At 29.2% G+C, this 12,171-nt stretch carries 11 protein-coding genes and 1 other annotated feature; of the genes, 10 read left to right on the top strand and 1 reads right to left on the bottom strand.

What is annotated here, in order from left to right; all coding sequences use genetic code 11:
- The first annotated feature begins 114 nt into the window (after window positions 1–114).
- From ABDZ93_RS05390 to ABDZ93_RS05375, 4 genes are all read left to right on the top strand, one after another.
- Complete coding sequence (locus ABDZ93_RS05390; RefSeq protein ID WP_343824333.1) at window positions 115–1,320, top strand: BaiN/RdsA family NAD(P)/FAD-dependent oxidoreductase; 1,206 nt, start codon at window positions 115–117, stop codon at window positions 1,318–1,320.
- Window positions 1,321–1,744: 424 nt separating this feature from the next.
- On the top strand, window positions 1,745–2,320 hold the full coding sequence (locus tag ABDZ93_RS05385) for a hypothetical protein (RefSeq protein WP_343824331.1): 576 nt from the start codon (window positions 1,745–1,747) through the stop codon (window positions 2,318–2,320).
- Window positions 2,321–2,392: 72 nt separating this feature from the next.
- Window positions 2,393–2,653: a binding site (T-box leader), on the top strand.
- A 202-nt stretch (window positions 2,654–2,855) separates the two neighbouring features.
- Window positions 2,856–4,190, top strand: a complete 1,335-nt coding sequence (brnQ, locus tag ABDZ93_RS05380; RefSeq protein WP_343824329.1) for a branched-chain amino acid transport system II carrier protein — start codon at window positions 2,856–2,858, stop codon at window positions 4,188–4,190.
- A gap of 124 nt (window positions 4,191–4,314) precedes the next feature.
- On the top strand, window positions 4,315–5,079 hold the full coding sequence (locus tag ABDZ93_RS05375) for a MerR family transcriptional regulator (protein WP_343824327.1): 765 nt from the start codon (window positions 4,315–4,317) through the stop codon (window positions 5,077–5,079).
- Window positions 5,080–5,180: 101 nt separating this feature from the next.
- Here ABDZ93_RS05375 and ABDZ93_RS05370 read toward each other — a convergent pair whose 3' ends face one another.
- Window positions 5,181–6,911, bottom strand: coding sequence for a WG repeat-containing protein (locus ABDZ93_RS05370; protein WP_343824326.1), 1,731 nt, complete (start codon window positions 6,909–6,911; stop codon window positions 5,181–5,183).
- Between the two features lie 202 nt (window positions 6,912–7,113).
- Here ABDZ93_RS05370 and ABDZ93_RS05365 point away from each other — a divergent pair, with 202 nt between their 5' ends.
- The 6 genes from ABDZ93_RS05365 to pepF all read left to right on the top strand — a co-directional run bounded on the left by ABDZ93_RS05365 (window position 7,114) and on the right by pepF (window position 12,119).
- The gene (locus ABDZ93_RS05365) at window positions 7,114–7,791 is read left to right on the top strand and encodes a cytochrome c biogenesis CcdA family protein (RefSeq protein WP_343824324.1); all 678 of its coding nucleotides are present in this window, start codon (window positions 7,114–7,116) and stop codon (window positions 7,789–7,791) included.
- Window positions 7,792–7,800: 9 nt separating this feature from the next.
- Window positions 7,801–8,391 (top strand): TlpA family protein disulfide reductase, encoded by a 591-nt coding sequence (locus tag ABDZ93_RS05360; RefSeq protein ID WP_343824322.1) that lies wholly within the window; start codon window positions 7,801–7,803, stop codon window positions 8,389–8,391.
- 142 nt (window positions 8,392–8,533) lie between these two features.
- Window positions 8,534–8,863 (top strand): winged helix-turn-helix transcriptional regulator, encoded by a 330-nt coding sequence (locus tag ABDZ93_RS05355; RefSeq protein ID WP_343824320.1) that lies wholly within the window; start codon window positions 8,534–8,536, stop codon window positions 8,861–8,863.
- A gap of 29 nt (window positions 8,864–8,892) precedes the next feature.
- A complete protein-coding gene (locus ABDZ93_RS05350; RefSeq protein WP_343824318.1) occupies window positions 8,893–9,132 on the top strand; it encodes a hypothetical protein in 240 nt (79 codons plus the stop codon).
- A gap of 461 nt (window positions 9,133–9,593) precedes the next feature.
- Window positions 9,594–10,016, top strand: a complete 423-nt coding sequence (locus ABDZ93_RS05345) for a hypothetical protein (RefSeq protein ID WP_343824316.1) — start codon at window positions 9,594–9,596, stop codon at window positions 10,014–10,016.
- A 303-nt stretch (window positions 10,017–10,319) separates the two neighbouring features.
- Window positions 10,320–12,119, top strand: coding sequence for an oligoendopeptidase F (pepF, locus tag ABDZ93_RS05340; protein ID WP_343824314.1), 1,800 nt, complete (start codon window positions 10,320–10,322; stop codon window positions 12,117–12,119).
- Window positions 12,120–12,171 lie beyond the last annotated feature (52 nt).

The following is a 12,171-nucleotide window of genomic DNA, read 5'->3' as shown; positions in this document are numbered from 1 at the left end:
TATAAGTGAAATGTACATAGAATTCTTGGTCTAAGAGAAAAAATTAATACATATAAAAATTATAAGAGCTACATGTTCATAAGAGTAATAGAAGATTAGTGAGGAGAGAAGTATATGGCAAAGGTTATAGTTGTTGGAGGAGGACCTGCTGGGATTATGGCAGCCCTTAGTGCAGCAAAAAATAATGAGGTATTATTAATTGAAAGAAATAATGAGATAGGTAAGAAATTAAAGCTTACAGGAGGGGGAAGATGTAATATAACAAATAATAGACCTATAGAAGAGCTGTTTAATAAAGTAGTAAATAATAAAAAATTTCTATATAGTGCTTTTTATACTTTTTCTAATGAAGATTTATTAGATTATTTTTCAAAAAATAACCTAGAGTATAAGATTGAATATGATGAGAAGGTATATACAAAAAGTGATAAAGCTGATGATGTTATAGAAGTTCTTAAAAATGATCTCCTAAAAAATGGAGTGAAGATTTTATATAATACTATGGTTGAAGATTTTATAGTTGAAGATAACACCATAAAAGGAGTTGTCATTAATAAAGAAGAAAGAATATATGGTGATAAAATTATAGTAACAACAGGTGGGAAGAGCCATCCAACTACAGGATCAGATGGAGCTATATATAGTATATTAAGGAAATATGGACATACTATAAAACCACTATATCCAGCACTAATTCCACTAGTCATAAAGGAAGACTTCATAAAAAACCTACAAGGGGTATCCATGAAGGAAGTAGTTCTTAAGACAAAAATAAAAAAGAAAAAGATAGAAATCTTTGGTGATATTATATTTACTCATTTTGGAATATCAGGGCCAGGAGTTTTAAAGTTCTCTTCATACATAAATAAGGAATTAGAGAATGGTGAGATAGAGATTGCTTTAGACTTTTTAGAAAGCAAATCTAAAGAAGAGCTGTCGGATATAATTAGAAGTAATCCTAATAAAGATATATTAAATAATTTAAAGGGGATTCTACCTCAAAACTTTATAAAAGAGATATTAAACTTACTAGAATTAGCAGAAACTAAACCTAGGGATTTAAAGAAAGAGGACGAAAGAAAGCTTATAGATTATATAAAAGAAATGAAACTTACCGTTAAAGAAACACTGACTATAAAAGCTGCTATGGTAACTAGTGGAGGGGTAGAGGTAAAGGAAATAAAATCTTCCACTATGGAATCTAAAATAATAAAGAATCTTTTCTTTGGTGGAGAAGTAGTAGATGTAGATGCAGAAACAGGAGGATATAATCTTCAGATAGCATTTTCTACAGGATATTTAGCAGGTAGCGACTTCTAAATATTTATACAATTAAGGCATCTTCAAAAAATAAGTAAGTCAGAATGCTCGTCTATTTTGTATTATCTGATGACTATCCGCTCTAATACTCCCATCTTCTTAAAAGTGGGAGTAAAGAGCGGCTACGACCCTAGATAACGATTTCCCCTAAAGGACAACGACTTCTAAGTATCAAAAATACTGATACTTAGAAGTCTGTTAGTAACCTTCAGTGGGAGTAAAAACCCCCTCTGAAGCAAAGAACTCTGTTTATACTGCGTTAACAGAACCCTTAGATAGTGCTACTATCTGCGGAACCTGTTTCCTTGTCTAACTTAAAATATACTTCCAATCTTTGACTTATTATTTATTTTCAGATGCCTAATATATAAACAATAAAAAGTATGATATAATAATTATTATTAAATAGAGTAAGGAGAGTATTATGGAGAGTAAAGTAGCTTTATTATATGAAAATGGTGAATATAGTATATGTATAAATGAGACAGTTATTAATACTTATGATAATATAGAAGATTCGTTTGAAAAGTTTAAAATGGTTGTAAAAAATAACTCAGTAGCAAAGGCTACTAGTTGGGATAGTATTGAAGAAAATTTAATGGAAGTTAAAGATGAAAGATTAGAAATAAATAGTGAATATAAAACTATAGCCTTTGAATCCATGAGATATTTTTATAATACAGGAAAGATATTTTATATAAAAAATGGTGAAATGGTGGAACTTATAAGAGGATATAATTTATTCTATTTTACTTTAACTATGGTTTTAGAAGGCAAAGTTCAAGGTTGTGAGGATATATTAGAGTTTTGCAAAGAAGTTCTAGATAATAAAATTACTTATGGAATTACTGATACAAGTATTTTAGTTTCATCAGCGGCCTTTAATTACGGATATACAGAATATAATTTTACAAGTGGAAAAATCAATAAGGGTGCATCTATAGAAAAATGTAGTTTTGATGAATTTAAGGCTTATGTATTAGGAATCATTAGAAAATAAAAAATTATAAAAGTATAAAAAAATATTGACATAAGTTTAATTTGCGTATATTATGAATAACATATAAATTCAATAAATTCTATGAAGAGAAAAAGTAAGTAGTATTTTTGCTCCAAAGAGAGTTGGCATCTTGCTGAAAGCCAATGTTCAATATACAACTGAAAATCATCTCTGAGAAGCGACGCCGAAATATTTTAGTAGGTTTTGCCGGAGTTTTTCACCGTTAAAAGAAAAGCGTATTGTTGGATACGTAGCTAAGTGTTGTAAGTGAATCTATTTATATAAATTTGCTTACAAAATTAGGGTGGTAACGCGGTTTAACCCGTCCCTTGTTTTTCAAGGGACGGGTTTTTTGTTTGCATTAGAGATCTAAAGTATGAATGTAGTTTAACAGAGACATAGAAAATATTTTGAATATATATCATCACTACAGAAAGAGTCTTAGGATTCTAATTAAATAAAAAAGGAGGAGATATTATGGATAATGAAGATGCCTTAATATAAAATTTATAGTATAAACAAGGGGGAGACAAGAGTGAACAACTTATCGAAAAAAGATTTAGTATTAATAAGCTTAATGCTTTTCTCATTATTTTTTGGAGCAGGGAATTTAATATTTCCACCATTTTTAGGACAATCAGCTGGGGGAGCAACTTGGATTTCTATGGCAGGATTTTTTATAACAGCAGTAGGATTTCCAGTTTTAGGAGTAGTTGCAGTGGCTAAATCAGGTGGATTGTATAATCTAGCAAAAAGAGTTAATCCTTTATTTGCAAGTATATTTACAGTACTTATTTATTTATCTATAGGTCCTTGTTTAGGTATTCCTAGAGCAGGAAGTTTACCCTTTGAAATGGCAATAGCACCATACTTACCACAGAGTGTTTCAAAACCAGGGGCTCTATTTATCTTTACCCTAGTATTCTTTTCAATAGCCTACTGGATTTCATTAACACCTGCGAAACTAGTAGATCGTATGGGAAAAATTTTAACCCCTACTTTACTAATATTAATCTCTCTAATCTTCATAGCTACAATTTTTAAACCCTTAGGTAGCTATGGGATAGCCACAGAAGAATATATAAATTCGCCTTTTGTTAAGGGATTTCTAGAAGGATATTTAACTATGGATACTATAGCTGCTTTAAACTTTGGAATAGTTATAGCCTTAGCTATAAAATCTAAAGGGATTAAAGAGGAAAAAATAATTATTTCAGCTTCTGTAAAGGCTGGTATAATAGCAGGGATATTATTAATAGTAATTTATTCTATACTGGCACACTTAGGAGCAACCAGTGGAGGAAGATTTGGAGCTACTGAAAATGGAGCACAAACTTTAACTAATATCATGACCTATATATTTGGAAAACCAGGAGCTGTACTTTTAGCAGTGATATTTACATTGGCTTGTCTAACAACTTGTGTTGGACTTATAACTTCCTGCAGTCAATACTTTTCTACATTAACTAGTAAATTATCATATAAAACTTGGGTTAGAATATTATCAATTTCTAGTATGACCCTTGCCAATATGGGATTAACAAAAATTCTTGCTATATCAGTGCCGGTATTAAATGCAATTTATCCAATAGCAATAATGCTTATAGTCCTTGCAATGTTAGATAAGTTATTTAATGGAAGTACATTTGTATATGGATTAACAATATTATTTACAGGAGTTGTAAGTGTTATTGATGCATTAGGACAAGTTGGAATAGAATGGAGTTTTATTGTGAATTTATTTAACAAGTTACCTCTTTATTCTAAAGGATTAGGGTGGGTTGTACCTGCACTAATAGGTATAACATTAGGAACTATATACAAGGTAGTTGAAGAAAAGATAAGTTATAATAAAGTAAGTGAAATATAAGAACATTATGGAAGAAAGGCATAATATAAATAGATTAAAATTTAAAGGGAAAATAATTTTTATAAAAGCTGTTGACATTCACGCTGCGTAAAGCTGTATATTAAATATTGAGAGGAGTGAGAATATGGAATATACAGTGCAAAAATTAGGTACGTTAGCAGGAATAAGCACAAGAACCCTTAGATATTATGATGAAATAGGAATTCTTAAGCCGGCAAGAATTAATTCATCAGGATATAGAATTTATGGGCAAGAAGAAGTGGATAGACTACAACAAATATTGTTTTATAGGGAATTAGGGGTTAATTTAACGGATATAAAAAATATAATAAATGAATCTTCCTTTGATGGTTTTAATGCACTTATAGAACATCATCAGAAACTCCTTGAAAAAAGAAAACAGATAGATTTGTTAATAGCTAATGTTGAAAAGACTATAGCTAATAAAAAAGGAGGAATTAAGATGAGTAATAAAGAAAAGTTTGAAGGCTTCAAACAAAAACTAATAGATGAAAATGAGAAGAAGTACGGTAAAGAAATAAGAGAAAAATATGGCGATGAGGAAATAAATAAATCTAATGCAAGAGTGAAAGGTATGTCAGAAAAAGAATATGAGGAAGTGACAAACCTTGCAGAAGAAATTATAAATACTTTAGAAGCGGCTTTTAAAACTGGTAATCCAGCTGGAGAACTAGCTCAAAAAACAGCAGAATTACATCGCAAATGGATAGAATATTACTGGAGTAGTTATAGTAAAGAAGCCCATGCAGGACTAGCTCAAATGTATGTAGATGATGAAAGGTTTACTGCATATTATGATGCAAAACAACCAGGGATGGCAGCTTTTTTAAGAGATGCTATATTCATATATACTGAAACTGACAAATAAAACTTTTAACATTAAAACTTAAGGATATGAAAGTATGTCTCCAAAGTATAAGTTTTTTAGATAAACTTAGTGTAAGGCTTTGGAGACATCCTTATTTATTATTAATTAAATGAGTTATAAAAACTTCCCTCTTTGCAAAGCATAGAATCTACATATTTAAAAGGAATTTTGAAGGTAACAAAACCAGCAGCATAAGGTGCAATCTCATAAGGTGCAAAATATATATAAAGATTATCTTCATCTACATAAAAGCTTTGATCAATAGTAATACTTTTAAAGCCATCTTCATATACATAAGAATATTGAGGATCAGTTTCTATCATATTCTTTATGATTTTATTTATTTCATTTATCCAATAAGTAGTACAACTAAATAAATCAGATAAGGAATAAAATTCTCCAGTTTTTAAGTTAATATTTGGTGTACTTCTAGTTGTCATACCATGAGCAGCACCAAAGGGATAATAATAGGTATTTATTTCTGGAACATATAAATCTTTTTTAAAGAATAAAGTTTCAAAATTTCCATAGAGATTATAGTCTAAGACTTCATTACTATCAACTACCTTAAGAGCGCATAATTCCCTTAATCTTGAATTGATATTTTCTATTACTATAGATGGGGTAGACTTGTGAATTTGAGGATAATATACTAAATAATTTACATTAGGTTTATACTTAAGCTTCAGTAGAGTATATTGATCATTTAAATTAATTCTATTATTAGGTTCATAAATTATATCACCATTCTTACTCATGTAATACGGAACATAGTCTATATTGGCATAAACTATGTCACACTGAAGATCTAAGATACCGGTGCCTTTAACTATAGGAAGATTTCTAGCTATTCTACCATTAAGGTCTATAAAGAAACTATTTTCAAGATTATAGGCAGAGGCTAATCCATTTTTAAATTTTTCCACATCCAAAAAGTTGAAATCTGTAAGGATATTACCTTTGTTATCACCTAATGCGTATATATTATTCATAAAGATATCAGCATTAGTACCACGATAAATACCTAATGCAAATCTATTTTCTCCAACATATTTTATGTGGTCATAAAGGAAAGGATATAAAATATGGTCAGATAAGGTTACAACACCATATCCACCTATATAATTAGGCGAGGTACTTACTACCATGTACCCATCATTTACAGGGGAAGCAGATGTAAATTTAGGTTTTATAAGAACATGACCGTATATATCTACATACCCAATAAGCCCTCCTAGGGTTTCGGAAAAAGTTAATACATTTTCATTATAATTACCTACAAATTTATAAGGAAAGGTTGTAAGAATAGCTCCACTTTTATCAATTACCTGATAGGTACAGTCACGGGATTTAACTAATGCATAGTTATTTTTAAAGTCACTACCTTCTAAATAATTTGGTGGAATTACTTCATTACCATCTCTATCTATATAACCATAGAGATGTTCATCGGAGGAAGTTTTAATATTAACAAGGGCTAAAGAATCACTATAGCTAGAGACGAAGACATATGGTTTTTTAGTAATTATTTTTCCACTTTCATCTATAACACCCATAATATCTTCTTGTACATATACAGCTCTAGATTCTACGAAAGGCTCTATAGAATTATATACAGGTGGAATTACATATTCTCCATTAATGTTAATAACACCACAATTATCATCTTTGCAAACTATAGCTAGTTTATTTTCATCGAAGCTTGCTGCTTTAGAAAAATCAGGTGATATAATAAAATTTCCTTTAGAATCAATATATCCATAGAAGCTTCCTTTTTCTGTATTTGTTAGAGCTGGATATAAATCTATACAAGATCTTTTAAAATCACTCATAAATACACTCCTATTCATTACTTAATATTAGTGTATTTAAGTTTATTTAATATGTTTCAATGAATTTATAAAGTTTAACACAAATAAGAATTAATTATTAAATTTATATGCATTATAATAGAAGGTTACCAAAAAGTGACCAATTGAAAGGTTAGATGTATATTGATATATTTATTGTAAATAATTTTGAGAGGAGTAAGATATGGAATATATTTTATTATTTTTAGAAGGAATTATAACCTTTATATCTCCATGTATTTTACCAATGTTGCCTATTTATATTTCTTACTTTGCGGGAGATAATAATTTAGAAGATGAAAAGAAAAATAACGCTTTAATAAATGCTCTAGGATTTGTAATTGGTTTTACAATAATATTTACCTTATTAGGAACCTTAGCGGGAACCTTTGGAAGCTTTATTAGAAATTACTATACACTACTAAATATAATAGGTGGAGGAATAATAGTTATATTTGGTCTAAACTATATGGGGTTATTTAGAATTCCAATTTTAGAGAGAAGCTTTAAGATGGATATGAAAATAAAATCCCTTAAATTTATATCTTCAATTTTATTTGGAGTAGTTTTTGCAATTGGATGGACACCATGTGTAGGTACATTTTTAGGCTCAGCCCTTATGATTGCTGCTAATAGTCAGCATGTTTTAAAGGGAGCTTTAATGCTGTTTGTCTATAGTATAGGATTAGGAATCCCATTTATTATGTCTGCTATTTTAATAGGGAAGTTAAAGGAAACCTTAGATTTCATAAAAAGAAATTATAAAATAATCAATGGGATTTCTGGAATAATTCTTGTAGTCATAGGAATTGCAATGATGACGGGTTATTTAAATAAAATACTTTCAATTTTAAGTTTTTAGGAGGTAATTATGAAAAATAAAAACATAATTATATGGATAATAGGCTTCATTATATTTTTTATAGTGGTTTATCTAGGATATAATGAACTATCATCTAGATATGAAAAAAATAAAACAAATGACAACAAAGAAATAAGTGATAATCTTAACCAAGGTGAGGATGGTAGTGCGGAAGATACAAAGGTGGAGGCTACAGATTTTACAGTATATGATGAAGAAGGAAAAGTAGTTAAACTATCAGATTATAAGGGAATACCTATAGTGTTAAATTTTTGGGCTAGTTGGTGTGGACCTTGCCAGAGTGAAATGCCTCACTTCAAGAAAGCATATGATAAATATGGAGAAGATGTCAAGATTTTAATGATAAATATGACAGATGGACAAAGAGAAACTGTAGAAAGTGCTAAAAAGTTTATGGAAGATAATGGATATGATATGATTACCTTATATGATAAGGACTTAGATGCTGCTATGAAATATAATATTTCAGGTATACCAAGAACTGTTTTTATTGATAAGGATGGATTTATTGAAATAGATAGAGTTGGGGTAGTGAATGAAGAATTTTTAGATGAAATGATAGGGAGAATTAAGAAATAGACAATACTATTAACAATTAGTGAAAAAATTTATTAAGGGTAGCTAAAGAAAAATAATACAGGTATAATAGATACTTAATAGCGTATACTGACTTAATTATATGACAGTATTTCATAGAGGTATATACTAAAGGAGAGAAGTTATGTTTGTAGCAAATAATGAAGAATATCACTGCCCGGTAGAAGCTTTAGCCAATATTTTAGGAAAGAAATGGGTAGCTAATATAATTTGGTCACTAAGGAAAGATAGTAAAAGATTTGGAGAATTAAAGCGTCGCATGAAGGGATGTAGTAAGAAAATGCTATCTCAGCAGTTAGAAATTCTTATAAATAGTGAAATCATAGATAATGAAAAAGAGATAAACAACAATCAAGTAGAGTCAATTTATTATCTTACACCTAAGGGAAAAGCCCTACTTCCAGCTATTGAGCAAATGATTTTGTGGGGAGAAAAAAATTTACCTTGCAAGTAAGACTTTAATAAAAATAAGGAGAAAGCAAGATGAATAAAATAAAATTTAGTTTAAATAAGTTTTCTAATTTTCTATTTTATATAGGAATAATTTTAGGGATTATAGGTTATTATCAAATCTATAAGGAAAGAGCTATGATACCTTCAGGAGTATGTCCTATAGATAATAATAGAGGCTTGATTATAATATCAGCGTTGATTCTCATTAGTTCAGTAATAACTTCCATCATATATGAAAGAAACTTAAAAAAGAAAAGCTTAAAAGAATAATATAAAAAGGATATCTTAAGGCTATTAAAGTTAATAGGCTTAAGATATCCTTTTATGTTAAATTTATAATGAACTTTAGGTTTTAAAGTATTAATAAAATAAGTTATAATGGTTATTAGTAATGATAATTTAGGGGAAACTATTGTCATAGTTAAATATATAATTTTTGCGAAGAAAATCCCTTGAGCTAAATATTTTACGTACATAAATATTTAGTTTTTTAATTTAAACTGTTTAAATATGAAGCTATTTAAAATTATACCTATTTATATAGAAAACTATATAAATATATAACTATTTAAATAGTTGTTCTGTTCATGCGGGTTTCGGGGGTTTGCCATTTAAATAGAGGAGTAAAAACATGCTAATATATGAAGCGCAATAGCTATATTGTTAGCTCATTTTATTAGTATAACAAGTTAAAAAGGCAAATACATAGGACGATTAAAAAGGAGCTTAAAATGGAAAACTATATAACTAAAGATAATGAGTTTTATAATGATGTGGAAAATTTAGAAAAATTAAATGAGTATAAGTCAGACATAGATGAAGCAATTAGAACTATCATTTTTAAAGAAGATAGATTAGTTTTTGCTAGTGTAGTAAAGGTAGCGGATATTACTAACATAACTGTTTTTAAGTATCCTGAATTAAGAGGATATATTTTAGAGAAAATAAAGTTTGAAAAGGAAATTCAAGCTATAAATAAAAAAGTAGATAGAGCTATAGCTAGATTAAATAAAGGGAATAGAAGAATTACTTTTATTTCTTTAATGAATAGCTGCAAGTTTAACTCTGATCATGTATATAAGAATCCATACATAAAGGAGAGAATTAGGGTTGCTGTTATTGAAAATACTAGAAGCTTCTATAAAAATAAGTAGATATTTTACAAAAATGTATATTAGGGTATAATGGTATTTAGGAAAAATTTTATCCTATGACTACCAGCTCTAATACTCCCATCTTCTTCAAAGTGGGAGTGAAGAGCTGCTACGTCTCTGGATAACGATTTCTAAAGCTTCGCAGAAGCTAAGAACTCTGTTAATCCGATGACTACCAGCGCTAATGCTCCCACCTTCTTCAAAGTGGGAGTAAAGAGCTGTTGCGTCCCTGGATAACGATTTCTAAGAATTCTGTTTATAAATAATTAAATTCATTATTAAATAACAATATGGAGGTGCAATATGGCAACATTAGAAAAAGTAAAGACAAGAGATGAAGTAGAAGAAAAATATAAGTGGAAAGTAGATAAAATGTATGCTACTGATGAAAAGTGGGAAGAAGATTTTAAAAATTTAAAGGAAAAGGCTCCGAGTCTTTTGGGATTTAAGGGTCAGCTTAATGTGGGACCTAAACTTTTAGATTATTTACATCAATATGAAGAATTAGGGAGCCTATATGAGGATTTAGTAGTATATGCTCACTTAAGAAGTGATGAAGATAAATCTAACTCTAAATATCAAGTTATGATGGATAAAATATCTACTTTTGGAGCTGAACTCAGTGGAATAGTTTCATTTTTCCTACCAGAACTTTTATCCATGGAAGTTGAAGAAGTTAAGAAACTTATAGAAAATACTGCTGGCTTAAAACATTATGAAAGATATATTACTAATATTTTTGAAGGAAAACCTCATATTTTAAGTGAAGCAGAAGAAAATATATTAGCAAATGTTAGTGATTGTCTAAGTGCACCAAGCAACATATTCACTATGCTTACTAATGCTGATATAACCTTCCCAAAAATAAAAGATGAAGATGGAAATGAAGTAGAACTTACTGCTTCAAATTATTCAGTATTTATAACAAGTAAAGACAGAAAAGTCAGAAAAGAAGCCTTTGAGGCACTGTTTAATACCTATAAGAAGTATGAAAATACAGTATCAACTTCTTATACTGCCGCTGTAAAGAACTTTATTTTTGAAAGTAAAATTAGAAAATACAACTCTTGTCTTGAAGCATCTTTGAAACCTAATAAAATTCCTGTAGAAGTATATAAAAATGTAGTTAATACAGTTAATAAAAGAATAGACTCTCTTCATAGATATGTAGAGTTAAAAAAGAAATTACTTAACTTAGATGAAATTCATATGTATGACCTATATGTTCCAATTATTGATGCACCAAAGTTTAATATAACGTTTGAAGAAGGAGTAGCTCTTTGTGAAAAGGCTCTAAAGCCAATGGGAAAAGAGTATATAGATATCTTTGATAAAGGTGTTAAAGAAGGTTGGATTGATGTATATGAGAATAAGGGAAAAAGAGGAGGAGCCTACTCTAGTGGAAGTTATACTTCTATGCCATATATCTTATTAAACTATAAAAATCAAGTGAATGATGTATCTACTTTAATCCATGAAATGGGTCATAGTATACATTCACATTATTCAAGAAACAATCAACCATATACCTATGCAGATTATGAGTTATTCTGTGCTGAGGTGGCATCTACTACTAATGAGTGTTTATTAATAGACTATTTAATAAAAAATGAAGAAGATAAAGCTAAAAGATTATATTTAATAAATCAACAACTTGAAGGAATTAGAACTACTGTATTCAGACAGACTATGTTTGCAGAGTTTGAAATGATAGTCCATGAAAAGATGGAGCAGGGTGAGGCTTTATCTAGTGATGATTTATGTCAAATCTATCATGACTTAAATGTTAACTACTTTGGAGAAGCTATGGTAGTAGATAGTGAAATAGACATTGAATGGGCAAGAATTCCTCACTTCTATAGAGATTTTTATGTATATCAATATGTAACAGGCTTTGCAGCTGCTAACTCCTTCTATGAAAAAATTCTTAATGAAGGGGAAGGAGCAGTAGAGAAATATAAGAGCTTCTTAAAAGCTGGGTGTAGCGACTATCCAATTGAAATACTAAAAAAAGCTGGGGTAGACATGACTACACCAAAACCATTAGAAGATACAATTAATAGGTTTGATCAGCTTTTATCCATGTTAGAGGATGAAATTTAAAAATTATATATTTTAATTAAACAACACTTTGGTATTAGGAAGTTTTTATAAT

It is taken from the genome of Clostridium subterminale (genome assembly GCF_039521425.1).
Lineage (GTDB): Bacteria > Bacillota > Clostridia > Clostridiales > Clostridiaceae > Clostridium_J > Clostridium_J subterminale.
Note: the sequence above shows the minus strand (reverse complement) of the source record. Positions and strands in the feature narration are given on the sequence as shown.

Excerpts from the sequence above, each read along its gene's own strand:
- ABDZ93_RS05390 (WP_343824333.1), top strand. The coding sequence starts at position 115 with ATGGCAAAGGTTATAGTTGTTGGAGGAGGACCTGCTGGGATTATGGCA.
- ABDZ93_RS05385 (WP_343824331.1), top strand. The coding sequence starts at position 1,745 with ATGGAGAGTAAAGTAGCTTTATTATATGAAAATGGTGAATATAGTATA.
- ABDZ93_RS05375 (WP_343824327.1), top strand. The coding sequence starts at position 4,315 with ATGGAATATACAGTGCAAAAATTAGGTACGTTAGCAGGAATAAGCACA.
- ABDZ93_RS05370 (WP_343824326.1), bottom strand. The coding sequence starts at position 6,911 with ATGAGTGATTTTAAAAGATCTTGTATAGATTTATATCCAGCTCTAACA.
- ABDZ93_RS05365 (WP_343824324.1), top strand. The coding sequence starts at position 7,114 with ATGGAATATATTTTATTATTTTTAGAAGGAATTATAACCTTTATATCT.
- ABDZ93_RS05360 (WP_343824322.1), top strand. The coding sequence starts at position 7,801 with ATGAAAAATAAAAACATAATTATATGGATAATAGGCTTCATTATATTT.
- ABDZ93_RS05355 (WP_343824320.1), top strand. The coding sequence starts at position 8,534 with ATGTTTGTAGCAAATAATGAAGAATATCACTGCCCGGTAGAAGCTTTA.
- ABDZ93_RS05350 (WP_343824318.1), top strand. The coding sequence starts at position 8,893 with ATGAATAAAATAAAATTTAGTTTAAATAAGTTTTCTAATTTTCTATTT.
- ABDZ93_RS05345 (WP_343824316.1), top strand. The coding sequence starts at position 9,594 with ATGGAAAACTATATAACTAAAGATAATGAGTTTTATAATGATGTGGAA.
- pepF (WP_343824314.1), top strand. The coding sequence starts at position 10,320 with ATGGCAACATTAGAAAAAGTAAAGACAAGAGATGAAGTAGAAGAAAAA.